General features: G+C 41.3%; 25 protein-coding genes. 16 read left to right on the forward strand and 9 right to left on the reverse strand.

The features are described 5' to 3' along the window. The first annotated feature begins 49 nt into the window (after positions 1-49). The 9 genes from BWD42_RS07870 to BWD42_RS07905 all read left to right on the forward strand — a co-directional run bounded on the left by BWD42_RS07870 (position 50) and on the right by BWD42_RS07905 (position 9298). Positions 50-2425, forward strand: a complete 2376-nt coding sequence (locus tag BWD42_RS07870; protein ID WP_077434770.1) for a hypothetical protein — start codon at positions 50-52, stop codon at positions 2423-2425. Positions 2426-2645: 220 nt separating this feature from the next. Beyond that, positions 2646-3011: a hypothetical protein gene (locus tag BWD42_RS24480; RefSeq protein ID WP_139351061.1), complete on the forward strand. Its 366-nt coding sequence runs from the start codon at positions 2646-2648 to the stop codon at positions 3009-3011. A gap of 131 nt (positions 3012-3142) precedes the next feature. Beyond that, positions 3143-3973 (forward strand): DUF3347 domain-containing protein, encoded by an 831-nt coding sequence (locus BWD42_RS07875; RefSeq protein WP_175991997.1) that lies wholly within the window; start codon positions 3143-3145, stop codon positions 3971-3973. A gap of 356 nt (positions 3974-4329) precedes the next feature. Beyond that, complete coding sequence (locus BWD42_RS07880) at positions 4330-5262, forward strand: TIGR01777 family oxidoreductase (protein WP_077434774.1); 933 nt, start codon at positions 4330-4332, stop codon at positions 5260-5262. 58 nt (positions 5263-5320) lie between these two features. Continuing rightward, positions 5321-6181, forward strand: a complete 861-nt coding sequence (locus BWD42_RS07885) for a fumarylacetoacetate hydrolase family protein (protein WP_077434776.1) — start codon at positions 5321-5323, stop codon at positions 6179-6181. 163 nt (positions 6182-6344) lie between these two features. Next, a complete protein-coding gene (locus BWD42_RS07890; RefSeq protein WP_077434778.1) occupies positions 6345-7364 on the forward strand; it encodes a methionine ABC transporter ATP-binding protein in 1020 nt (339 codons plus the stop codon). Continuing rightward, positions 7357-8010 carry a methionine ABC transporter permease MetI gene (gene metI, locus BWD42_RS07895; protein ID WP_077434780.1) on the forward strand — a complete coding sequence of 218 codons (654 nt, stop codon included), beginning with the start codon at positions 7357-7359 and terminating at the stop codon, positions 8008-8010. The genes BWD42_RS07890 and metI overlap by 8 nt, the downstream gene beginning before the upstream one ends. Positions 8011-8093: 83 nt before the next feature. Beyond that, positions 8094-8906 carry a methionine ABC transporter substrate-binding lipoprotein MetQ gene (gene metQ, locus BWD42_RS07900; RefSeq protein ID WP_077434782.1) on the forward strand — a complete coding sequence of 271 codons (813 nt, stop codon included), beginning with the start codon at positions 8094-8096 and terminating at the stop codon, positions 8904-8906. Positions 8907-8917: 11 nt separating this feature from the next. After that, complete coding sequence (locus BWD42_RS07905) at positions 8918-9298, forward strand: YchJ family protein (protein WP_077434784.1); 381 nt, start codon at positions 8918-8920, stop codon at positions 9296-9298. Positions 9299-9465: 167 nt separating this feature from the next. Here BWD42_RS07905 and BWD42_RS07910 read toward each other — a convergent pair whose 3' ends face one another. Beyond that, the gene (locus BWD42_RS07910; protein ID WP_077434786.1) at positions 9466-10902 is read right to left on the reverse strand and encodes a dicarboxylate/amino acid:cation symporter; all 1437 of its coding nucleotides are present in this window, start codon (positions 10900-10902) and stop codon (positions 9466-9468) included. 176 nt (positions 10903-11078) lie between these two features. Beyond that, positions 11079-11429: a 4Fe-4S dicluster domain-containing protein gene (locus tag BWD42_RS07915; protein WP_077434788.1), complete on the reverse strand. Its 351-nt coding sequence runs from the start codon at positions 11427-11429 to the stop codon at positions 11079-11081. 157 nt (positions 11430-11586) lie between these two features. Between BWD42_RS07915 and BWD42_RS07920 the strand changes: the two genes are divergently transcribed. From BWD42_RS07920 to BWD42_RS07945, 6 genes are all read left to right on the forward strand, one after another. Continuing rightward, the gene (locus tag BWD42_RS07920; RefSeq protein ID WP_077434790.1) at positions 11587-12600 is read left to right on the forward strand and encodes an acyl-CoA reductase; all 1014 of its coding nucleotides are present in this window, start codon (positions 11587-11589) and stop codon (positions 12598-12600) included. A gap of 55 nt (positions 12601-12655) precedes the next feature. Further along, positions 12656-12859: a hypothetical protein gene (locus BWD42_RS07925; protein WP_046672891.1), complete on the forward strand. Its 204-nt coding sequence runs from the start codon at positions 12656-12658 to the stop codon at positions 12857-12859. A gap of 5 nt (positions 12860-12864) precedes the next feature. After that, positions 12865-13545 (forward strand): cell division ATP-binding protein FtsE, encoded by a 681-nt coding sequence (locus tag BWD42_RS07930; RefSeq protein WP_077434792.1) that lies wholly within the window; start codon positions 12865-12867, stop codon positions 13543-13545. Between the two features lie 158 nt (positions 13546-13703). Next, on the forward strand, positions 13704-14252 hold the full coding sequence (locus BWD42_RS07935; protein ID WP_077434794.1) for a nucleotide exchange factor GrpE: 549 nt from the start codon (positions 13704-13706) through the stop codon (positions 14250-14252). A 10-nt stretch (positions 14253-14262) separates the two neighbouring features. After that, positions 14263-15417 (forward strand): molecular chaperone DnaJ, encoded by a 1155-nt coding sequence (gene dnaJ, locus BWD42_RS07940; RefSeq protein ID WP_077434796.1) that lies wholly within the window; start codon positions 14263-14265, stop codon positions 15415-15417. Between the two features lie 311 nt (positions 15418-15728). Beyond that, positions 15729-16367 (forward strand): outer membrane beta-barrel protein, encoded by a 639-nt coding sequence (locus BWD42_RS07945; protein ID WP_077434798.1) that lies wholly within the window; start codon positions 15729-15731, stop codon positions 16365-16367. Between the two features lie 75 nt (positions 16368-16442). Here BWD42_RS07945 and BWD42_RS07950 read toward each other — a convergent pair whose 3' ends face one another. Beyond that, a complete protein-coding gene (locus BWD42_RS07950; RefSeq protein ID WP_077434800.1) occupies positions 16443-17216 on the reverse strand; it encodes a C40 family peptidase in 774 nt (257 codons plus the stop codon). A 73-nt stretch (positions 17217-17289) separates the two neighbouring features. Here BWD42_RS07950 and BWD42_RS07955 point away from each other — a divergent pair, with 73 nt between their 5' ends. Next, on the forward strand, positions 17290-17763 hold the full coding sequence (locus BWD42_RS07955) for a universal stress protein (RefSeq protein WP_077434802.1): 474 nt from the start codon (positions 17290-17292) through the stop codon (positions 17761-17763). 96 nt (positions 17764-17859) lie between these two features. Here the strand turns inward: BWD42_RS07955 and BWD42_RS07960 are convergent, their stop codons facing one another. From BWD42_RS07960 to BWD42_RS07985, 6 genes are read right to left on the reverse strand one after another with little or no spacing between them, the layout of a single operon-like run. Beyond that, on the reverse strand, positions 17860-19035 hold the full coding sequence (locus BWD42_RS07960) for an RsmB/NOP family class I SAM-dependent RNA methyltransferase (protein WP_077434804.1): 1176 nt from the start codon (positions 19033-19035) through the stop codon (positions 17860-17862). 7 nt (positions 19036-19042) lie between these two features. After that, complete coding sequence (locus BWD42_RS07965; protein ID WP_139351062.1) at positions 19043-20326, reverse strand: hypothetical protein; 1284 nt, start codon at positions 20324-20326, stop codon at positions 19043-19045. Next, positions 20283-21833 (reverse strand): glutamine-hydrolyzing GMP synthase, encoded by a 1551-nt coding sequence (gene guaA / locus BWD42_RS07970; protein ID WP_077434808.1) that lies wholly within the window; start codon positions 21831-21833, stop codon positions 20283-20285. The genes BWD42_RS07965 and guaA overlap by 44 nt, the downstream gene beginning before the upstream one ends. Positions 21834-21875: 42 nt before the next feature. Beyond that, entirely contained in the window at positions 21876-22712 is an 837-nt protein-coding gene (gene pyrF, locus BWD42_RS07975; RefSeq protein WP_077434810.1) for an orotidine-5'-phosphate decarboxylase, read from the reverse strand. Between the two features lie 19 nt (positions 22713-22731). Then, positions 22732-23325, reverse strand: coding sequence for a TlpA family protein disulfide reductase (locus BWD42_RS07980; RefSeq protein ID WP_077434812.1), 594 nt, complete (start codon positions 23323-23325; stop codon positions 22732-22734). Positions 23326-23343: 18 nt separating this feature from the next. Then, a complete protein-coding gene (locus BWD42_RS07985; RefSeq protein WP_077434814.1) occupies positions 23344-24087 on the reverse strand; it encodes an RluA family pseudouridine synthase in 744 nt (247 codons plus the stop codon). Positions 24088-24129: the final 42 nt, after the last annotated feature.

A 24129-nucleotide genomic window follows, 5' to 3' on the forward strand; every position in this document is an offset into this window, starting at 1 on the left:
ATAAATTCAACCGATTGGAACAACACACAAAGAATTAAAGAATTAAAGAATGGAAGATAAAAATATATACGATTTATTCTACAGTGGACAGCTTGATCTATTTATCATTGAAGGTGAAAATCAATTAAAACAAGATGACCAGGATGTCCCCCTTTGGACACATCTCGCAGTTGCCTATCACGACCAGGTATTTTACGAAGGACACGAAGCTATTTTTGATATCATACAGGAGAAGATGATCCCTTATTTTCAAAAAGCACTTCTGATAGATCCGGAAAATGAAACAACGCTCTATCACATGTTAAATTATGTCCTCGATAATCAGACCAGATTGGAACAGATCAATCGTCCAAGGAAACACATCAATGCAGACAACAAAGAGGAGTTTATCGGCTATGCAAAAAAGTTGATCGCTATACCGAAAATGGCTCCCTATGGTTACGGATTTCTAGCAGATATTTATGAAAGTCTCCAGGATGACACTGCCCTACTGCCTTTATTGGATGAAGGCATTGCTTACTTTCGTGAAGCATTCAAGGACAACCGCGAAGCTGCCGATCAGAATTTCTCCATATTCTGGATAAAAAAAATATATCTCCTAGACCGGACCAAACAGATTTCGGGAGCTGACCTAACGACTTTAATCAGCGAGCAATTTGATCGCTTCATCAGTGGCAGCGAGATGCAGTATGTGGACCTTGCGGAGATCTCCTATGAAAACAAGAATATCGATCTGGCCCTAAAGGTATTGTTAAAGCTTATCAGAGGAGAAAATTCAGCTGCACATATCCACAGGGAACTGGTCAAATGGCACAGCCGCTTTGAAGATCTTATCGCTGACGGTTATGAAAACCCAGAGGTATTCTATTACCAGCTTATCATCGAACGTAATTATTCCGAAGAAATCGGCATCCCCTTAGACTATTACTATTTACATGCGTTAAAACTCATTGATCAATACCCTGACTTATATGCCGGTTATCATTTTGCGGCCGCATACCTGTATGATGAAGGACAATATGAAGCAGCCTTACCTTACCTCCGACAATTGGGCGAAAGACAGTGGAATGCAACTTCTTGGCGTCGTCTCGTTGAATGTACCTACTTAACAACAGGCGAAGTACATAAGCATGTTCCAACTTTTGATGACTTGCCACGCGATCTCTATAACGAAGGGGTCAATTTAGCTGACTTTGTCGATAGTCTGGAAACCCTATCATCCGAAGAAACGCTGGCCATGCGGCAGCTTTACCTTGCCGTTTACCGCCAGGCTTATGATGCCTTCGCTGCTTATTTCGAACAGGGGAAATATGAAAGTGATTATTTCGGTGGCAGCCACAATCGTGCAATGAATTGCAATAACCTGGCAATTGCATTAAAGAATGTGGATCTCCTCGAAGAGAGTTATCAAATCGCAACTGAAGGGCTAAACTACTCAGACTTTGAAGAACTACATCAGACGCGAACAGACGCATTGTCGAAATTGGAGGATTATGAACGTTTAAAAGACGCCCTCATAGTATATTTCGACACCTACCAAGTCACTTTGAGCGACCTCAATGAAATACGTGATGAAATAATAGAAGAACAATCTGCTGAGGATGAATCAGATCTGGTATTCCCAAGTTGCTATCAGATGTTTGTGTATCAGCTTGAAGCAAATTATCATCTGGGACTTTCCTCCGATATACAGGGCGAAGCACAATATCTTCTGGAGCACATCTATCAGTTCTACATCAATCATCCTACCTTGAACGACTATCATTATCGGGATTTTGAAGCGGCTAAAAACGGTGTAGAAAATATAATTTATGCTATTCTTGAGCCCTATGAACGCGATTACCGTATTCAGTATTATAACGATATGGCCCAAAAATATCCGCATGAAGCACAGCCACAATATATCCTCATGCAGCTTTACAATGAGATTTCTGACTATAGCGCTATCATTACAGCTGCAAAGGCCTACCTCAAAAACAAAAAAGAATTTATTATCAATGACTTTGATAAAGCAAAGACTTTATATATGATTATCAAAGGGCACTATTTCCTCTCCGAATTTAGATCGGGTGCAGAAGTATTTCAACGTCATGATGCTTGGGTCGCCACCGTCATGGATCCCGAAGATTATGTACTTTGGATAAAATTCGGAACCATGTTGCTTGCTGAACAGGAAAACCTGGCCGAAGTCAACCGCAATGTAATGGTCTTTAACAGCATCTATGCGCAACATGAATGGGGCTATGATGACGATTGTGAATCTATAAAGTTGGCTGAAGCACTTGTTAATTACAAAACGGGAAACCTAAAAAAAGCACACAGTTTACTCAATGAAGTACTGGCTTATTCAGACCATAGCGCACTGGCAGACGAATATAAAAGAACCTGGAAGAAACCGGGTTTCTTATCAAACTTTAAGTTCTAGCGACGCGCCAACTTAAAGAATATAAGAAGCGTAGTAAACATATCAGACTGTTTACTACGCTTCTATGTAATATACCCTGCTCATGCATACCCAGGTTCTTCGCCCATAAGACGTGTTTTCCATACTGCTGCCACGATCACTTCAAAGTCAACACCTGAATAAGAGACAGCCATCCCAATGGCAGATTTAATACTTATCCAAAAAAAGCTATATTTGAATTGTGGTAGCACTAAAATATCTCATCGGACTAATTCTTTTTATTGGCTTATGGGCCAATCCGGCCATGGTATTTCCCTGCCATCAAAGCAAAGCAAATACCTGCTCGATAGACAGTCCGGAACATGCGAACAAAAAACAGGATTGTTGCCATAAAGCGAAGAAAAAACCGTTATGTCAACACCGCAAGCAATGCCGGGATTGTAGTTGTCATTGCGCCGCAGCGACAAGTATACTGGCGGTCTCCACCCTTCCCGTTCAGCTACCAAAAATTTCCTTTTCAATCTTAAAAAAATTATATCGTGGTTTGTTGCCCGTCTATCTTTCAGAGGGCTATTTCTACCCTTGGGTGCCCCCTAAAATAGCTTAAATAGAAAATGGAGCTTCATTAAAAATGAGTTCCCCATCGATAAAAAAGAATTAAGAACCTGTCCATGCCGATCAAGTAGACCGATCGCATTCCGCAGGAATCCATAAATGTATTTCAAAAAAATAAAACAAATGAAACTACTCAAAAATATTATAGCAATTTGCCTTTTATCCAGCAGCCTATACGGCTACGGACAAAATACCGCCATGACAACACAAACTGTCAAAGTCAGTGGCAACTGTGGTATGTGTAAAAAAACAATAGAAAAAGCCGGAAATTCAGCGGATTCCAAAGTAGATTGGAACGAGGATAACCAAACAGCAAAGGTGTCTTTTAATGCCGAAAAAACCTCTTTGGATGCAGTCCTGAAAAACATTGCACTGGCAGGTTATGACAATGAAAAATACCTAGCTCCCGCAACGACTTACGCCGAGCTACATGGATGTTGTCAATACGACCGGACATTGAGCGCTCCACCAGCAAACCCTGAAAATAAAGAAGAAAGCATTGAGAATTCATCTGTTGCTAAGGCGGGCAACTTTCAGCCCATTTATGATCAGTATTTCATATTGAAAGACGCTCTTATCGCCGCTGATCATCAGGCTGTCACTGCTGGCGCCGCGAAACTGTCAAACCTGCTATCTACGTTAAAATCGACATCTCTGACAACGACTGAGCAACAGGTATGGAAAACACAGGCAAATTCGCTGGCACAACACAGCAAGGCGCTTCAGGACGCAAAGGATCTTGCAAAACAACGTTTGGTATTTGTATCGCTTTCCGAGGAGGTTTATAAACTGGCAAAAAGCTCCAAACCAGCTCTTCCCGTTTATCAACAAAAATGTCCCATGTTTAACGGTGGCAAAGGAGCTACTTGGTTAAGTCTCATTAAGGAGGTCAAAAATCCATATTATGGTGCTCAAATGTTAACATGTGGAAGTACAATTCAAACCATACAATAAACGATACCAAACGTACTACAATAGGTTCGTCTGCGCTGCAGACGAACCTATTTTTTGACGATCCGCTTTTATTTAGCGCTATCTTTTCAGGACGATTTCACTTTATTCCCCAATCCCTGAATAATTGTCAGAAAGGACCTTCGGTCGATTTCGCGCCGCCACATTTCCCACATTTGAGCCTGCCGCCCTGGAAAGGGACTGTAAATAACAGAAATAAAAACTGAAGTTTTAAAGGGATAAACGTTAAAATACATCTTTTTTTATTGATTCAAAATAGTATATTAGGAGGAGTATCGCGCTGATTATCCAAAAGGTGATAGTAACGATATGGTGATCAAATAAGATGAGATTAATCCATGGAAAAAGTAATTATTACAGGTGGAACGGGTGCTATTGGCCTTCATTTGACCAAGTTATTGGTCGCCAACTTCTATGAAGTGATCATCTTCACTAGGGACCCAAAGGCTTTCCCAGCCCAACCAAATGTGCGTTATGTTCATTGGGATCCCAAAAAACAGGTCATCGATACAAGATCGATCCAGGAAGCGGATTATATCATCAATTTAGCTGGCGCCAATCTCAATGGATCACGATGGACCAAGGCCTATCAACAAGAAATTATATCAAGCCGTGTAGAAAGCGGACTGCTGCTTTACCAGACATTAAAACAGGTTCCAAACCAGGTTAAAACTGTTATATCAGCATCAGCAACCGGCTGGTATGGTGCCGACGACAGCTATCAGAAAAAACCCTTCGAAGAGGGAGATCCTCAAGGTGGCGATTTTTTATCCTGGGTTTGCAATCTTTGGGAAGACAGTGTAAAACCAATTGAAACGCTCGGGAAAAGGCTTGTTGTCTTCCGATTCGGCGTGGTGATCAGCAAAGATCAGGGCTTATTAAAAGAAATCAATCAGCTGCTTCGCTTTCGGCTAAGCCCTATTTTGGGCTCGGGTAAACAGATGCTAAGCTGGATCCACATGGAGGACCTCGCCCGCATGCTCCTATTTGCTATACAAAACAATGCCCTGGCAGGCGTTTATAATGCGTGCTCCTCCGATCCGATGCCACTTGGCCAGTTCACCAAGCGGATTGCCAAACGCAAGTACGGCATCGGTTACATTCCTTTTCCGGTACCTGCATTCCTGATCAAACTGCTCTTTGGAAAAAAAGGACAGGAAATGGTGCTCAACGGAACCTGGATCAGTAACAAAAAGATACTGCAAGAAAAATTTCCTTTTAAATACCCCACTCTGGACAATAATTGTATAGATAATTTACACATCGGTTAATTGTTAATTCGCGTTAATTCCAGGCCTTTTCGGGACAAAATCCGTATATTTGCGGCTTATGAAGATTTTTAGATATGGCGCAAAGGGCTCCGAAAAGGCGGGAGTCATTTTAAATGAAAAGAAATATGATGTTTCGGAAGGAAATTTTCAATATAACCGTGATTTTTTTGCAAATACGGCAAATTTGGAAGAACTTCAAGCATATGTTGAACAAAATTACCACAACTTAAAAGAGATCGACGCGGACGAGCGCATCGGCACTCCTCTAGAAGCTCCTTCCAAAATTCTCTGTGTAGGACTCAACTTCGATGATCACGTTAAGGAGACCAAGTTGCAACAAGCGGCAGAACCCATTGTGTTCATGAAATCTGTTTCCGCTTTTAATGGACCTTTCGATGGTATTACGTTACCTAAAAATTCAGTGAAATCCGATTGGGAAACCGAGCTTGCTATCGTTATCGGTAAAAAAGCATCCTATGTTAGTGAAGAGGAAGCATTGGATTATGTTTTTGGCTATGTGCTGCATAATGACGTCACCGAACGCGAGTTTCAGATTGAAAGAGGTGGTACCTGGGATAAAGGTAAAGGCTGCGACACTTTCGCTCCAATTGGCCCGTTCATTGCCACAAAAGATGAGATTCAAGATGTCGATAATATGCGAATTTGGCTTAAATTAAATGGCGAACTTATGCAGGACGGTAACACCAGCGATTTCATCTATCGTGTGCCTAAGCTAATATCGTATCTAAGCCAGTTCATGTCCTTACTTCCGGGTGATATCATCTCAACAGGTTCACCGGCAGGTTCTGGGATGGGAAAATCTCCACAGCGCTTCCTTCGCGATGGCGATATTATTGAATACGGTATAGAAGGTCTTGGATCTGGGAAACAAGTGATATCTGCTCACCCCTTGTCTTAATATCCTATCGGACCGATCTTTCCTGTCTTTATTTATTGTGTCCGGAAAGATCGGTTCAACTGCTATTTTTTCGTCATTTCATTGTAATATATCAACCGCATTTGTGTACATTTATATCGACATCCACTTTGTTAACATAAATGCATAAATCCCTATAGGGTCAATGATTCAACTAAACAACATATCTAAATCATTCGAGGTTAAATCCAAACGGATAGACGCATTGAAGAGTCTCTCCCTATCTATCGCCAAAGGCGAAATATTTGGTGTTATAGGGGCTTCAGGAGCCGGAAAAAGTACGCTGATTCGTTGCGTCAATCTACTGGAAAGACCTGACACCGGTCAAGTCATTATTGAAAATGAGGACCTGATGTCCATGTCATCCAAGGATTTAATGATGAAACGAAGAAATATCGGCATGATTTTCCAACATTTTAATCTGTTGTCGTCCCTAACGGTGTTTGAAAATATAGCTTTTCCATTGCAACTGGAAGGCAGATCAAAGGCATTTATCCGCGAAAAAGTTTCAGCATTACTCAGCCTAGTGGGACTGGAAGATAAGGCAGAGAACTATCCAGCGAATTTATCCGGCGGACAAAAACAACGGGTGGCAATCGCTCGTGCACTGGCAAATGATCCCCATATCCTACTTTGTGACGAGGCTACCAGTGCACTGGACCCAGCTACGACGAAATCTATACTCAGTTTATTAAAAAAAATAAACAAGCAACTGGGACTCACCATCCTATTGATTACCCATGAAATGGATGTGATCAAAAGGATATGCGATCAAGTAGCCGTATTGGATCAGGGGCTTTTGATTGAGAGCGGATCTGTTGAAACCATTTTCGCCAACCCACAGCAAGAGACCACCAAAAACTTTATCCAATCTTCTTTGCAGATTGATATCCCCCTAAGTTTTCAGGAAAGATTAAAAGATAAGGGTAATCCACTTGTCGAGATTTATATGGCTTCAAATGGAGATTCTATTCCATTTATACAACAACTGGAACAACACTATCAGGTCAAAACAAATATTATAACCGCACAGATCGATTACGTTGGAGAAATGAAGTTTGGCGTTATACTGGCCGAATTATCAGGTGACAGCGAACATATAATAGCTGGCCTCTCCTATTTAAAAGAACAGCATCCGCAAACTAAAATATTAGGTTATGTCTGATCAAGTACTGAATTTACTATTATCAGGAACGCTTGAAACGTTAATGATGACTTTCCTATCAGGCTTCTTTGGCTTTGTCATTGGACTGCCACTGGGCATCTACCTATTCCTGACCAGGAAACATCAGCTGTTGGAAAACAAAACGATGCACCAGATTGTTTCGTTGCTAGTAAACGTGTTCCGATCTATTCCATTCATTATTCTTATTGTATGGATGATTCCATTTACACGTCAGCTCGTAGGAACATCTATAGGCATGTCCGCAGCATTGGTTCCTTTGAGCATTGGCGCAGCTCCATTTATCGCACGTTTGGTGGAAAACAGCTTATTGGAAATTCCCCATGGATTAATTGAAGCCGCGAGGGCAATGGGCGCAAGCACCCGGCAGGTAATCTTTAAAGTATTGCTTCCTGAAGCCTTACCTTCGCTGGTCAACAATGCGACAATAACGTTAATTACTCTTGTAGGCTATTCGGCTATGGGTGGCGCTGTGGGAGCGGGCGGTCTGGGACAGATTGGTTACCAATACGGCTATGTCGGTTATGACACTTTTATCATGAACGCAGTCCTAATTTTATTAATTTTAATTGTATTCCTGTTGCAATATACAGGCGATTACATATCAAAAAAAGTGAACCATCGCTAGCATGAATTGTATCATATGAAACCGCCAAAGGCAGCGTGAATACCTTAATCTAAAAATAATTGATGAACAAATAATTTAGACAGATGAAAAAACTGAACTACGCATTTGCAATCTTAGCCTTTAGTTTAACGACTATTGTAGCTTGTAATAACAGGGAAAAGAAGGAAAATACCCTTAAAGTCGGTGTGGTGACAGGGCCTGAAAAGGAACTTGCGGAGACGGCTAAGAAAGTTGCAAAAGAAAAGTTCAATCTGGACGTGGAACTCGTTGCTTTCAATGATTACGTCGTCCCCAATGAAGCCCTGAACCAAGGTGATATCGATGTCAATGTCTTCCAGCATCAACCCTATCTTCAAGAGCAATCCAAACAGCGCGGTTTTACCAACTTAACTATTGTGGGAAATACATTTGTATTTCCGATTGTTGCGTATTCCAAAAAGATCAAAACCATTACAGAGCTTCAACCCGGAGCCAGCATTGCCATTCCAAATGACCCAACAAACGGTGGCCGGTCACTTCTACTTCTTCAGCGTGAGGGAATCATCGGTTTAAAGGAAAATGTTGGTATACAGCCCAAAGTCACAGACATTGTAAGCAATCCGAAACAGATTAAAATTATCGAAATGGAAGCCCCGCAGCTCCCTCGCGTGCTTGATGACCCTCAGGTAGCCATTGCCATTATCAATAATAGCTTTGCTTCACAGGCCGGATTGGACCCTGAAAAACAGGGTTTATTTACAGAAGATAAAGAATCACCTTATGTCAACTTAATTGTTGCCCGGGCAGATAATAAAAATGACGAAAAAGTACAGCATTTTATACAGTCCTATCAATCTCCTGAAGTCGAAGCAACAGCGAAGAAGGTCTTTAAAAACGGCGCCATAAAAGGCTGGTAAGCTCCAACAACATGATAATAGCAACTGATTCATGTCCCTGCGGCTCCGGTTCAACTTTTGGCGAATGCTGTTTACAGATCCACGATAGCCATGCGAAGGCCGCAACAGCTGAAATGCTTATGCGGGCACGTTATAGCGCATTTGCGGTAGGAAACATTGACTTTTTATACAACACATTTCACCCGACAACACGCAGATTTCAAAATAAGCACACGATTCAGCAATGGGCTGTGGAAAATAAGTGGATGCAGTTAAATATCCTGAAAACAACTTTTTCAACAGTGGAATTTGAAGCCCATTATTTGGACGCAGCAATGGAAGTGCAGATTCATCACGAAAAATCTACTTTTAAACAACAGGGCAACCTTTGGTATTATGCAGATGGGCGGTAGTCAGCTTCGATCAATCAGCAAAACCTTCATGTACTTATAAGTACCAACACGATGAAAACCAACTGAAGGCTCTTGCTGACCACTAGAAAACAGACATTGTCAAAAAAAAGCGGCTCCAACACATAACGCATTGGAGCCGCTTTTTTATAAGTTGATTGGTATATCAATTAAACCAATTCTTCGGTATCTTCCCGGTAAGGTGCTTCTTCATCAAATTCCCCCTCCCACTTCGCGACAACAACCGTTGCGAGACAATTACCTACAACATTGACAGAAGTACGCGCCATATCCATCAATTCGTCTATCCCCAGAATGGCGGCAATCACAAAGGTCGGTAGACCAAACTGATCCGCAGTTGCTATTAGGATAATTAATGAAGCACGGGGCACAGCAGCAACGCCCTTAGAGGTAATCATCAGGGTAAAAGCAATCATCAACTGTTGTCCAAATGACAAATGAATACCTGCTGCCTGTGCGACGAAAATTGAGGCCAACGATAAATAAAGGGAGGTTCCATCCAGATTAAAGCTATAACCCGTTGGGATCACAAATGAGACGATCTTACGCGGTACGCCAAACCGTTCCATTGCACTCATGGCTTTTGGCAGAGCAGCATCCGAGCTTGTTGTCGCAAAAGCAATAGATACCGGCTCTTTGATTGCGTTGATAAAACGTTTGACCGGAATCCTTAAATAAAGTGCAACAGGAAGTAAGACCAGCGTCAAAAAGCAAAACAAAGCAAAATACAATGTCGCCAATAGCATAAATAAGTTTTTCAGAATATCAACACCGAGATGTCCAACCGTGTAGGCCATCGCTGCACCCACCCCAACCGGAGCAAAATACATAATGATGTTCGTAAACTTAAACATCGTCTCCGACATACTTTCCGTAAAATCCACCAAAGGCTTCCGTTTCTTCTCATCAACCATCGCAAGGCCAATTCCGAATAATACCGAAAACACAACAATTTGTAACACCTGATTGTCGGCGACAGACTTTACGATATTCTCCGGAAAAAGATCGCGGATAAATGCCGTAAACTTATAAACTGGATGTACATTATCCGGCAGGGACTTCAGTACATGCTGATCCACACTCTCTTTAGGAGCCGGAAGCTCTTCATGCGGCATATGCGCAACATCCACTCCTACACCTGCACGGGTGAGGTTGATCGCACCCAAACCGATAAAAATCGCGCAGGTCGTCGCACAGAAGAAATACAACATGGACTTCCAAGCCATACGCCCCACCTGTTTCAAATCAGAGTGGCCCGCAATACCATAAACTAGTGTAGCAAAAAGAATAGGCCCAACAATTGTTTTTACCAGTTTGATGAAGCCCTTGCTCAATGGTTGCAAAGAAATTGCCAGATTGGGAAAATCCAATCCCACAAAAATACCCAGGATCATACAGGTCAGGATCCAGGTAGTCAAATTTTTCTTAAAAAGCGCATTCACAACCAAAACCGTGGCAACTATCCAACGGACAGCCATTAGAAATTCATGCGAAAAGCCCACAACTTTAAATTCGTACAATACAGCAATGATACAAGCTAATGTAACTGTGATGAGGGTGATTAACCCAATTTTGGTTTTTAACATTTAAAAGATTTTAATGGTCAAAAGAACAAAAATAAAAAAATACTATGCTTTTGCAAATATTATTATTTAAATAGCCCAACTTTCGCAACAAAATACCGATTTTAACAAAAGCTCCCGTGCAAAAAAAAAGCAGGATAATTTCTTACCCTGCTCTATATTTTAACGGAATGAAAAAATTATTCCGCGTGTAACCAAGCTTTTTTCGCTAATAGCTCATCATTGGATTCCCGTACATCTTCGTCATCCACACAACAATCTACCGGACAAACAGCAGCACATTGTGGTTCATCATGAAAACCCACACATTCTGTACATTTATCCGAAACAATATAATAAACTTCATTTGAAATTGCTTCCTGTGCTTCATTTGCGTCAAGCGTAACGCCGTCACCAAAATCTATAACACCATCCAAAGCAGTACCATCTGAGAATTTCCAAGTTACACCAGCATCGTATATTGCATTATTTGGGCATTCCGGTTCGCAAGCACCACAGTTAATGCATTCGTCTGTAATTTTAATCGCCATTTATAACCTCACAATTATGATAAATAAACTATTTTTGCATTATCAATATGAAAACAAAGTCTGATTGTACAATAAGGCTAGTTGATTCACGTTGATTAATGTTAACAGCACAAATATAACACAAATTTGTGTATTCATCTTTTAAAAATTTAATATTTTGACAAAGCAACAACGAATAAATGCGTTTGTAAAACTGGGTGAACTGTTGAAGGTGCAACCTGAAGATCTTACTCAGATCATTCAACTGGCACAGCATAAAAACCCCTGGTATACCCGCCAAAATGTTGAAAGAGCCTTACATGCAATTTCATCCAACTTAACGGCGGAAAAACTGAATCATTGGCTACACAACTACCCGGATATCGAATCAACTAAAACAGTAGGATTAATCCTTGCCGGAAATATACCTCTTGTCGGATTTCATGACATCCTTTGTGTCCTAATCAGTGGATTCAAAGCGAAAATTAAACTATCCTCAGATGATGCCGGTTTAACGACTTATGTGCTCAATCGTCTAAAACAACTAGAACCTGACTTTGCGGCAGCGTTTGAAATCGTCGATAAACTCAAAGACTTCGACCTCGTGATTGCAACGGGTTCAAACAATACGGCCCGTTATTTCGACTATTATTTTGGATCCAAACCACATATTATCCGCCGCAATAGAAATAGTGTAGCAGTCATTACAGGACAGGAATCCCCTGCCCAACTGGAAGCCCTGGGTCACGATATCTTCGACTATTTCGGCCTTGGCTGCCGCTCGGTTTCCAAGCTTTTCATTCCAAAAGAGTATGCAGTAGCGCATTTTTTTGAAGGAATAGCGGCTTATAAAGACGTATCCGAACACTTTAAATACAATAATAATTACGACTACAATAAATCCATCTATCTGATCAACGGCGATAAGCATTTTGACAATGGATTTCTGCTGCTCAAACAGGATCCGCGTCTGGCCTCCCCGCTATCCGTGGTTTATTATGAGGAATACGGCTCCCTTGAAGATGTCGAACAGGAACTAAAGCAGCAAGCTGAACAGATCCAGTGTGTCGTCTCGGAAGTCCCACTCAACATACAGTCCCCGGTTTTTCATTTTGGTGAAAGTCAATGCCCGGCCTTGGACGATTATGCAGATGGTATAAATACGCTGGATTTTTTATTTGCAAACCCGTAAGCTTCCGTTAAATTCGTAGTAAAGAAATTGCATTAAAAATACTAACTTTGAAATCATGTATATCATTAAAGTAAAAGGTGTCGCCAAAATTCCCGACTATGTGCAGCTGCGAGATGATGCCTTCACCTTGTTGGCATATTTTAGAGTGGATCGACCTGACAAATCCCTAGACAAGATCGGATTGGGAGAAAAGGCGGAATATATCATGCAATTGGTGAGAGAAATGCCTTTTGGTCAAATTAAAAAATTAGAGTTTTAACGCCCATGATTGAAAATAAAGTAATTACATTAAAGAACGTTGATATCTTTCAACAGAAACATTTAGTTTTATCCAATGTCAATTTAAGCATCGGTAAGGGAGAATTTCTCTACCTTATCGGACAGTCTGGCAGTGGAAAAAGTAGTTTATTAAAAATCATCTATGGCGATTTATATATCGGCAACGGAGAGGGAATGATCGCCGGATTTGATCTCAAAAAACTTCATGAAAATGATGTGCCCTATTTACGCCGGAAATTGGGTATTGTCTTTCAGGACTTTCATTTACTCTCAGACCGGACGATAGAAAAAAATCTGGAGTTTGCGCTGAAAGCCACAGGTTGGAAAGATAAAAAAATGATCGATGGACGCATCTTGGACGTATTGGAGAAAGTTGGACTTCGTTCAAAACTAAAGAAAATGCCCCATGAACTTTCCGGTGGTGAGCAACAGCGGATCGTTATTGCCCGTGCGCTACTGAATAACCCAGAGATTATCCTTGCGGATGAGCCTACCGGAAACCTGGACCCAGCTACTTCAGAGGAAATTGTCCTTTTACTCCGTGACATCGCCAATTCCGGAACAGCAATTTTAATGGCCACCCACGATTATACCATTATCCGTAATATGCCTTCCCGAATTATTAAAACTGGAGATGGCATCCTACAGGACAATGTCAGCATCTAAGTGAAAAACTGACAACTAAAAAGACATTTTTGCAAATTCCGACAAATTGTTAGGTTATTTTATTAAAATCTGACAAGCTGTCGGAATTTTATTGTTTGGCAAAAACTTTGAGAAAAGAAGATATAGAAAATTTTTGAATCTATTTTAGCATTGAAGATATGAATGAGCAAGATAATTATTACGATGAGAGTCAAGATCAAGTAGAAACGAATTCTTCTGATCAACAAGAGCAGCCTTCCGATAATCCGGTAGAATTATCTGCCGAAGAAAAGTTGGCAGCAGAATTGGCAGAGGCTAAGGATAAATATATTCGTCTTTCTGCTGAATTTGACAATTATAGAAAACGTACAAGTAAAGAACGTGTTGAATTGATTCAATCCGCAGGGAAAGATGTGATCAGTAAATTATTACCTACCTTAGACGATTTTGACCGGGCATTAAATGCAATGGAAACTGCTACAGACGTAGAATCCGTTAAAACAGGAATGGAGATTGTCAACAACAAATTAAGACAGACATTATCTCAACTCGGATTAAAAGAAATGGAAACTGTGGGTCAGGCATTTGATCCTGAATTACAGGAAGCGATTACATCTATTCCAGCTCCTACAGCAGATTTAAAAAATAAAGTAGTGGATGTCATTGAAAAAGGATACTACCTGGGTGACAAAGTGATCCGTCACGCAAAAGTAGTTATAGGTCAATAATATTAAGACGATGTCAAAAAGAGATTATTACGATATACTTGGTGTCGCGCGTTCAGCGGACGAGAAGGAGATTAAATCAGCCTATCGCAAATTAGCGATTAAGTATCACCCGGACAAAAACCCCGGTGATCATGAAGCTGAGGAAAAATTTAAGGAGGCCGCTGAGGCATACGATATCTTGAGCAATCCACAGAAACGTCAACGTTATGACCAGTTTGGCCATGCCGGCAATTCCGCAAGCGGAGGCTACGGTGGTGGCGGCGGCATGAATATGGAAGACATATTTAGCCAATTTGGTGATATTTTTGGTGGCGGACACCCTTTCGAGAGTTTCTTCGGTGGTGGTGGCGGTCAGCGCGGTGGGCGCCGTGTCGCACGTGGAAGCAACTTGCGTATTAAAGTTAAATTGACTCTTGAAGAAATTGCCAAAGGTGTTGAGAAGAAAGTAAAAGTTAACAAACAGGTTTCCTGCCACAGCTGCGATGGCTCAGGTGCAAAAGATAAATCCTCTTTCCATACCTGTAAAACCTGTGGTGGCTCTGGATCCGTACGTAGAGTAACGAATACGATTCTTGGACAAATGCAAACCACCAGCACCTGCCCTACCTGTAATGGTGAAGGTGTTGAAATCACAGCAAAATGTACGACCTGTAGAGGTGAAGGATTAGAACGTGGCGAAGAAACTATCGCAATCAATATCCCAGCGGGCGTAAGCGAAGGCATGCAGCTCTCCATGAGCGGAAAAGGAAATGCCGCACCTCGCGGCGGTGTTCCCGGAGATCTTATTATATTAATCGAAGAAGTACCGCACGAAAGCCTAAAACGCGATGGCCTGAATGTGATCTATGATCTATACATTAATTTTGTCGATGCCACGTTAGGTACCAGTGTCGAAGTTCCGACAATTGATGGAAAAGCTAAAATAAAAATCGAACCCGGAACTCAGGGCGGTAAAATATTACGTCTGAAAGGAAAAGGTATTCCTGAAGTCAATTCTTACCATAAAGGTGATCAACTTGTGTATGTGAATATATGGACGCCAAAAGTTGTATCCAACGAAGAAAAAGAATTGTTGAATAAACTGAAAGAATCACCAAACTTTAAACCACAACCCGGTAAAAGTGAAAAATCATTCTTTGAACGTATCAAAGAATACTTCGAATAAATTCGAATCAACCGATAGCAAAAGCGCCATTGATCAAATTGATCAATGGCGCTTTTTTTTGCTTTCTTACGGAAAACTGACAAATAAAAACAAAAAGTCAATTCAATATAGAAATTCAAAAAACAAACCGCTGTTTATTAAAAAATAACAAAATTTAATTAATTGAACCACTTTAATTTACGAGTTCAGCAAAATATCCAGACAATACAGTGACAATAAAATCAACTAATTTTACGACATTTGACTAACGAATTAAAAAAGTCAGAAAGTAATTACTGGCTTATTGAAACAAACTATTAAAATAAAAACACATGAAAAAAGTTTTACTTACATTAGCTGCCGTAGCTGGTTTGACAGTCGCTTCACAAGCGCAAGAATTTGGTTTCAAAAAAACTGACTTCATTGTTGAAGGTAATCTTTCAGCAAATACTTCAAATGATAAAACGGAACATGTAAAAACAAACTCATTTAACTTCAACCCTTCTGTTGGTTACTTTGTTACGGATAAAATTGCCGTAGGTTTAGATTTCAACATTGGAAATGATAAAACAACAAAGAACGTTGATCAAGCAAATGAGTCTTATGTAAAAGGCAATAGCTTTGGTGTAGGTGCATACGGACGTTATTACTTCCTTGAATTAGGATCACGTTTCAAAACTTACGCTCAATTAGGTGCTGGCTATGCGCAAGAGGATGGAAAAATCAATGACGGCGTTAAAACAACTGATATCGCTAAAACAAAAGCTTTTGGTGCTAACGCTGGTTTAGGTATCAATTACTTTGTAACACCTAAAATCGCTATCAACTTTGGTTTGACTGATTTATTGTCATTCAAAACTTCAAAACTTGACGTTGACGGAGCAAAATCATCTAACGAATTTAACGCAAACATCAATAGCTTCAACAACTTCTTTGATACTGCTAAATTTGGTTTAACATTCAAATTCTAGTTTATAACACTAGAATATCCAATACAAAGAAAAGGCGATAAGATACTTATCGCCTTTTCTTTGTATACGAGCTGCTTAATTATATCGCTTTACAATACGCAGTTTATGCGAATATTTATTCAATTCCCGGTTAAAGATACCTTCGTTGTCCATTCGATCAATACGTACTTTAGCGGATGCATGGATAATGGTATCCCGATCCAGCATAATGCCTACATGTGTAATCCGTCCTTCAGCATTGTCAAAATAAGCTAAATCGCCTGTCCTAATCTCCGAAACAAAATCAACGTTATCGCCGATTTCCGCCTGCTGATAGGCATCTCTTGGCAGGTTGATCCCAAAGCAACTATAGATTAACTGAGAAAAACCTGAACAGTCAATTCCCCATTGTGAACGCCCGCCCCATAAATAAGGCGTATCCTTATAGCTCATTGCAAGCTGAGCCACCTCCGTCTCAAAATCAGCCCTGGAAAAGGCATTGACACTCCCTTGATAAGTCAGCGCCAGCTCACCTAAAGTAACCCTATTGGCTTCATTTAAATAAAGTTTTGTGCCGTGACAGAGATGCAGCCGACTTTCCCCGTTAAAAAGCAATCCACCCTCCCTTCCGACGATATCGGGTTTCCCCGCAAAATACTGCGCTATATCCGCCGCGTCTACGGCCATAAACTGACCATTCTGAATCCATCCCAAATAGTCCGTCTCCAACATCCTGATCGCTGTCCAGTCAGGCTGAGCGTCCAGAATTTCAAATAATTCACCAAATAACACCTGGGAAACCATCTCACTCCGATGTGCCTGCTCCGAACGCAAAGGAACCAGCGCAAGTGTACAAATACCATATTTCATTGGCCAAATAAAACAAAACTGTCAGATCTGTGATTATATATTATAAAACGAAGATAAATTAATTATAGTAGATATGGAGAATACAAATTTAAAATTCAAAAGAATACTCGTTGCTGTCGATGATGCTCCATGTTCTGAGAAAGCTATTCTATATGCCCGAGAATTGGCGCAGGTATTCCGTGCTTCCGTTGCCCTGGTCACTGTGATCCCGCCTACCTCACCGACAAATTTCGGGGCGGATCCCCTATTGGGCCAGCAGCCTATTATCGTACCCGAAGTATCTGAAATGGAACAGGAAAACGCACAAAAATACCTGGAAAAATTAAGCCGGGAATTTGTCGGCTCGGAAGAAGTCTATCTTTTCAATCGAATCGGATCCGTTAAAGAAGAAATTCTTGCGGCTTCTCATGAATGGTCAGCCGATCTGATTATCATGGGATCCAACGGCCGGAGTGGATTTGATCATTTTATTTCAGGTTCCGTATCTGAATCCGTTATTCGCAAAGCGACCTGCCCTGTACTAGTCATTCCAAGTAAATGTGATTAAATCTAAAGGAGCCTATCGCCTGGAGTTATCTGTAGACAAAAAAGAGCCTATTCTTAAAAAAGAATAGGCTCCTGTATACTTATTGGATCACTCGACTTATTTTTTGATCAGGCGGGCAACGAACATACTATCTGCCCGCTCTGTATAACCGTCCAAAAGACGCATACTCTCCAGTTCAAAGCCCAAATTACTTAAAATATAATCAACCACATCCTCATTTTCGGCTTTAAACACCGAGCAGGTAATATAAATCAGTGGTTTCCCTACTTTCACATATCCCGCAACATGTCCCGCAATTGTTTTCTGCAAAGCACTAAATTCCGCAATCTTGGCCGTTTTAAATTCCCGGATCATCTCTGGTGTACGCCCCCAGGTACCTGAACCCGTACAAGGTGCATCCAGCAATACGCCGTCAAATTTCTCATTTCCTAGGATTGGATAAGGATCCTTTGTCAGATCCAATATTTTCTTGCGGTAATGTTTGATACCGGCATGATCAAATCGCTCATCCAGGTTACGGAGGATACTCATCCGCAGATCAGACACCAATAAATCAACAGAAGGGCATGCATCCATTAATAAAAGAGATTTACCACCAGATGCTGCACAGGCGTCCCACCACGACTCTTTTTCCTCAGGCTTCATAAACTCAAGCGTCCGCTGCGAGGATAAATCCTGCACCTCAATGAGCCCGTCCAATGCTGAAAGCCGCTGTAATGAAGTCCCATTGGGCAAAGAGATTGTCTGATCGCCCAATTCACTATAGGGAATCTGGTTTTCATCCAAAATGGCGCGTACCACCTTATTTTTACCGCGTTTTACCCGAATATACAAATGTGGCTGAACCAATTGACTCTTCAGAAACAGCTTGGTATCTAGCTGCGCAGAAAAATAGGCTGTAAAAGGAAATAAGTCTTCTACTTTCAGCAAGCCCTCAGCTTCCAGAAAAGCAATCTTTTCGTCCAAAGATAAACCCATTCTACTACTATACTCCGGTTCCAGCAGTTCAACCAAAGGGCTCTCTTTTTCACATAAAAACTCAGCAAGCACCAATCTGCGTTGCTGCGACAACTGTGACGCAGCTTGGCCCAAACGGAAATAATTGTAGCACAAACGGGAAGTAGACCGACGGTCCGAAGACCCCATCTGTTTATTCTCCTTAAAAAAAGTCGTTAAATAGCGTGAAAATGGTTGATCCCCTTCAAATCCATCCATCGCCCGCTCAAAATTACGTATTTGTTGGTAAACACGCTTTTCACTCAATTCAGCCATTCAAAGATTATTTTCTTTCAAATTTCTTGTTGTGATAAACAATAATCCCCAGCGCTCGATTTGCATAGCCCCACTTCGGATAGAACTCAAACTTATAATCGCTATTGAGTCCCGAGAATTTTTCCTGGGTTATATGGCTTACGTAATCCACACCATACTTATGCAGTAGACGGCCAAAATAAACAGCGGCATCATAGCCCTTATAGGAGAACTCAGAAGGATCTACTTTATACAGCGATTTGTAATGTGATATAAACTTTCTTGTATCGCTATCGGAATCATCGGCCAAGCTTGACGAAGTAACCGTTAAGCTATAAAAATCCATATTTTCAAAGTTTTCAAAAGAAAGTTTTGAAAGATTCGGATGACCATATAACTTAAATTGGTTACCGGGATTTAAAAAACGCTCATCCATCGCATCCAACAAACCCTTTATCAGGTTCTTATTTGCAGTTCCGGATACGATATGGTTTGTTCCTGTCAATACGAGACTATTCTTAAGTTCATTGATACTCACAACCGTTTTTACCTTTGCCTGGGCATTCGCTTTTGTGATTCCACTGGCAAAATTGACCAAAAACTGTTTGCTTTCATCGTCTCCGGCATCATAGATCAAAATCTGATCACCATTATAATATTGATCGGCGACATATTTGGCCATTGTTTCGGAATGCGTCCGTATCGATGGTGTCATAGACACTAGGTTGGGCACACTGAATTCCGAGGCCATCGTCGCTGCCAAGGGAGACACTTGAAGAACGTTCTTGTTCGCAAAGGTCTGCGCAAAACTTCTGATTTCCCGCGGGTAAACAGGACCGACAACAAGTGCTGCATCTTTAACTGCCGCAGCTGTTCCCAAAGACGCGTTATAGGCTACATTATCGCGTGAGTCGATGACCTGCAAATCAAACAGCATTCCATCTTTGGCGATCTTGTCCAGACCTATCTGAAAACCTTGGTAAAAATCCAATGCCAGAGCAGAACGCCCGACATCCTCAGCAGTCACCGTTTTGGCAATACCATTTAATTCAAAAGGCAAGAGCAGGGCAATTTTATTGTTCTTAACCAAATGGCCATTTATAGTCTGCACATCGCCTACTTTGACAACAGGCTTATCTTTCTCCTTGTTTGGTTTGGTGACAGCAGTTTGCTGTTCGCCCCCGCTAGAAGAGGGCGAACGCAATACCGTGCTTTTTTTGGTTGTACAGCTTGCCAGGCATAATGCCACAAGCGCTGCAACCCATATTTTATTCCCACTCAATCGTAGCGGGTGGTTTTGAACTGATATCATATACAACTCTGTTTATTCCTTTCACATGGTTGATAATTTCATTTGAAATTTTTGCCAACAGGTCATATGGTAGATGAATCCAATCTGCAGTCATGCCATCAAGAGATCCTACAGCTCTTAAGCTCACAACATGCTCGTAAGTACGCTCGTCGCCCATTACCCCTACCGAACGCACAGGTAAAAAGATCGTACCAGCTTGCCATACTTTATCATACCATCCGGATTCTTTCAGGTTATTGATAAAGATTGCATCCGCTTCCTGAACGATTCTTACTTTTTCGGCTGTAATATCACCCAAAATACGAATGGCCAAACCCGGTCCTGGAAATGGATGTCTTCCTAATATCGCCTGATCTACCTCTAATGCTTTCCCAACTCTTCTGACTTCATCTTTAAATAAAGTCTTCAATGGTTCAACAACTTTCAGTTTCATAAAATCAGGCAGACCGCCGACATTATGGTGTGATTTTATTGTCGCTGAAGGGCCTTTGACCGAAACCGATTCGATGATATCCGGGTAGATTGTACCCTGACCCAACCATTTCGCTTCGATACCTTCTGGCAATTCTTTTTGGATTTCCTTTGCCGCCTCATCAAATACATCGATAAAGGAATTACCGATGATCTTGCGCTTCTCCTCAGGCTCTGAAACTCCTGCCAAACGACCGTAGAAAAGGTCCTTTGCATTAATTCCTTTAATATTTAAACCCATATTTTTGTAAGAATCCAATACCTGCTCGTATTCATCTTTACGGAGCAAGCCATGATCTACAAAAATACAGTGTAAGTTCTGTCCGATAGCATGGTGCAATAAAACTGCAGCAACAGTAGAATCCACACCTCCAGATAACGCCATAATCACGTGGTCATCCCCCAACTGTTCTTTCAGTGACGCGACTGTAGTCTCTACAAATGCATCTGGGGTCCAATCCTGCGCACATCCGCAGATACCCACGACGAAGTTTTTCAACAAAATAGCCCCATCGGTACTATGGGTTACTTCGGGATGGAACTGTATACCATAGGTACGTGTACCTTTGACCTGATATGCCGCTACACGTACTTTATCTGTGCTGGCAATGATCTCAAAATTGTCGGGCACCTCTTTGATGGTGTCACCATGAGACATCCATACCTGAGATTGTACCGGTACACCTGCCAATAAATCATTTTCACTATTGACAAATTGCAGATTTGCACGACCATACTCACGGATTTCAGATGGCAATACATTTCCGCCCGATTGCTGCGCAATATATTGGGCACCGTAACACACTCCTAAAAGTGGGAAACGCTCCTGGATAGCGACAAAATCAATTTGAGGTGCATCCTCTTGTCGAACGGAAAACGGACTTCCTGAGAATATAACACCTTTCACAGATTCATCAAAATCTGGCAATTTATTAAACGGGTGTATCTCACAATACACATTTAGTTCTCTGACACGTCTTGCAATTAATTGCGTGTACTGAGACCCGAAGTCTAGAATGATAATTTTTTCTGGCATGCTGCAAAGGTAAGTATTACGAATGAATTATTAAATGTCAAATCAGGAAATAATGCCTGCTTTTAACAGTTCAGCTTCCATTTCTTTTTGTAGTTTTAGGGCCTCCTCACGCGCGCGCTCCGCAAAGTCAGGTCCTTTTGAAGCATAAATAATCCCTCTTGTGCTATTGACCAGGAGTCCACAGTCTTTATTCATGCCATATTTGCAGACATCTTCCAATGAGCCACCCTGTGCACCGACCCCCGGCACCAATAGAAAATGTTCGGGTGCATGTTCACGGATTTTAATAAAACCTTCCCCTCTCGTCGCGCCGACCACATACATTAGATTTTCGGTATTGCCCCAGGTGTTTACTTTGTCTATAACCTGTTCAAATAATTGAAGACCATCTCGGTTTTCAAAATTCTGAAAATCTAAACTCCCTTCATTGGATGTCAGTGCCAATACGATGGCCCATTTATCCTTGAACTCCAAAAAGGGTGTAACAGAGTCTTTCCCCATGTAGGGCGCGATGGTAATACTGTCGAAACCCAAACCTGAATTTGACTCATCAAAAAATGCCATCGCATACCGGCCTGAGGTATTTCCGATATCACCACGTTTGGCATCCGCTATACTGAAACAATCTTTTGGCAATGCTGCCCAGGTTTTTTGAAGCGACTGCCATCCTTTTAGACCATAACATTCATAGAAGGCAATATTTGGTTTATAAGCGACGCATAAATCAGCTGTAGCATCAATAATTGCTTTATTGAAACTATAGATCGGATCCTCATCATCCAACAGATGCTCTGGAATCTTAGTAAGGTCTGTGTCCAATCCGACACATAAAAACGAACGTTTCTCTTTAATTTGATGAATAAGTTCTGCTCTGGTCATGCTAATGTATAGATCGTAATTATTTATTGATTAAATCTTGAATAAAGGTTGTCACTTCCGGGCTGGAATAATCTGCCATGCCTTCGTGCCGTGTCGCAAGCTTGCCCTCCTTGTCCAAAATAACGGTACTTGGGATAGACTCCGAAAGCCATTCTTTTGGAATATCACTGTTTGGATAACTAATCGGTAGCGTCAGCTTTTCATTTTTGACAAAAGCTGCAGCCTTCTCCTTATCGCCCTCGATCTCCACAATCAGAAATACAACATGCGGATTATCCTTAAATTTATCGTAAAGCACATTGATGGAGGGCATCTCGGCCCGGCATGGCCCGCACCAGGTTGCCCAAAAGTTGATAAAAACCACCTTACCTTTTAGATCCGCTATCCCTATTGTTTCTCCCGAATGATTTACAAAAGAAACAGCCGCACCGACATCCTTTTCATCCGCAGGGAGCGGGTCAGCGACCGGTTGTGGTGCTTCCAATTTCGGTTTAAACAAACCGATTTTCATCAGTTGCTGCTGAAAATAACTTCTGCTTGTCGGCCATATCAATAAACCGATGAGCAGCACAAAGACAACATTGCCGATGATCTTTTTTGTTTTTGGATTCATAAAAAGAAATGCAGTTGATTAAGCATCAAATTTATCCAGCAGCTTCAGCAAAGTCGCAAAGTCTTTTGGATAAGGTGCCTCAAACACCATTTGCTCACCATTTAGTTCAAACTCCACATGTTTTGCATGTAGGGCAAAACGTTTCATGATCGGTTGCTCCTCCTCATCCTTGGATAAGGTATAGCCCCTTTTCTTTATTTGTGACAGATAAACAGGTTTCCCACGGTACATGCTATCCCCTACAATGGCCGCATGCTGTGTGGCCAGGTGGATACGGATCTGGTGCATCCGTCCAGTGATCGGTTTACACTCCACTAAGGTGTAATTCTTATAGTATTTAAGCGAATTAAAGATGGTTTCGGCAGGCTTACCATTGGCACGGTCAATAGAAACGTTTTTATTCCCCTGATTCAAGATCGGCAAATCAACGACAAGATCCTGAAAAGTATGTGTACCGCCAATGATTGCGTGATAGATCTTATTGACTCTACGTTTTTCGAATGCGATCGAAATCGAACGATAGGTCTCCGGATTTTTCGCAATCAACAAAATACCGGAGGTCTCTTTATCCAGACGATGGCAGACCTGAGCGTCAGCATGATATTTCTTTGCCAAACGGAGAATGTTGATCTCTCCCCCCTCCCTTTCATCCAAAGAAGCAACAAAAGGTGGTTTATTTATAACAATCAAATTTTCATCTTCATGGATGATTAATTCTGAAAATTTGGGGAATTTAAATAGACGGGTTTCATTCTGTATCATTTTACAAAAATACAAAACACAAGGCAGAATATTGGCCAATGT

Origin of the sequence: Sphingobacterium sp. CZ-UAM, from assembly GCF_002000245.1 — a bacterium.
Classification (GTDB): domain Bacteria; phylum Bacteroidota; class Bacteroidia; order Sphingobacteriales; family Sphingobacteriaceae; genus Sphingobacterium.

Coding starts and splice junctions, on each gene's coding strand:
- BWD42_RS07870 (WP_077434770.1), top strand. CDS start 50: ATGGAAGATAAAAATATATACGATTTATTCTACAGTGGACAGCTTGAT.
- BWD42_RS07875 (WP_175991997.1), top strand. CDS start 3,143: ATGAAACTACTCAAAAATATTATAGCAATTTGCCTTTTATCCAGCAGC.
- BWD42_RS07880 (WP_077434774.1), top strand. CDS start 4,330: ATGGAAAAAGTAATTATTACAGGTGGAACGGGTGCTATTGGCCTTCAT.
- BWD42_RS07885 (WP_077434776.1), top strand. CDS start 5,321: ATGAAGATTTTTAGATATGGCGCAAAGGGCTCCGAAAAGGCGGGAGTC.
- BWD42_RS07890 (WP_077434778.1), top strand. CDS start 6,345: ATGATTCAACTAAACAACATATCTAAATCATTCGAGGTTAAATCCAAA.
- metI (WP_077434780.1), top strand. CDS start 7,357: ATGTCTGATCAAGTACTGAATTTACTATTATCAGGAACGCTTGAAACG.
- metQ (WP_077434782.1), top strand. CDS start 8,094: ATGAAAAAACTGAACTACGCATTTGCAATCTTAGCCTTTAGTTTAACG.
- BWD42_RS07905 (WP_077434784.1), top strand. CDS start 8,918: ATGATAATAGCAACTGATTCATGTCCCTGCGGCTCCGGTTCAACTTTT.
- BWD42_RS07910 (WP_077434786.1), bottom strand. CDS start 10,902: ATGTTAAAAACCAAAATTGGGTTAATCACCCTCATCACAGTTACATTA.
- BWD42_RS07915 (WP_077434788.1), bottom strand. CDS start 11,429: ATGGCGATTAAAATTACAGACGAATGCATTAACTGTGGTGCTTGCGAA.
- BWD42_RS07925 (WP_046672891.1), top strand. CDS start 12,656: ATGTATATCATTAAAGTAAAAGGTGTCGCCAAAATTCCCGACTATGTG.
- BWD42_RS07930 (WP_077434792.1), top strand. CDS start 12,865: ATGATTGAAAATAAAGTAATTACATTAAAGAACGTTGATATCTTTCAA.
- BWD42_RS07935 (WP_077434794.1), top strand. CDS start 13,704: ATGAATGAGCAAGATAATTATTACGATGAGAGTCAAGATCAAGTAGAA.
- dnaJ (WP_077434796.1), top strand. CDS start 14,263: ATGTCAAAAAGAGATTATTACGATATACTTGGTGTCGCGCGTTCAGCG.
- BWD42_RS07945 (WP_077434798.1), top strand. CDS start 15,729: ATGAAAAAAGTTTTACTTACATTAGCTGCCGTAGCTGGTTTGACAGTC.
- BWD42_RS07950 (WP_077434800.1), bottom strand. CDS start 17,216: ATGAAATATGGTATTTGTACACTTGCGCTGGTTCCTTTGCGTTCGGAG.
- BWD42_RS07955 (WP_077434802.1), top strand. CDS start 17,290: ATGGAGAATACAAATTTAAAATTCAAAAGAATACTCGTTGCTGTCGAT.
- BWD42_RS07960 (WP_077434804.1), bottom strand. CDS start 19,035: ATGGCTGAATTGAGTGAAAAGCGTGTTTACCAACAAATACGTAATTTT.
- BWD42_RS07965 (WP_139351062.1), bottom strand. CDS start 20,326: ATGATATCAGTTCAAAACCACCCGCTACGATTGAGTGGGAATAAAATA.
- guaA (WP_077434808.1), bottom strand. CDS start 21,833: ATGCCAGAAAAAATTATCATTCTAGACTTCGGGTCTCAGTACACGCAA.
- pyrF (WP_077434810.1), bottom strand. CDS start 22,712: ATGACCAGAGCAGAACTTATTCATCAAATTAAAGAGAAACGTTCGTTT.
- BWD42_RS07980 (WP_077434812.1), bottom strand. CDS start 23,325: ATGAATCCAAAAACAAAAAAGATCATCGGCAATGTTGTCTTTGTGCTG.
- BWD42_RS07985 (WP_077434814.1), bottom strand. CDS start 24,087: ATGATACAGAATGAAACCCGTCTATTTAAATTCCCCAAATTTTCAGAA.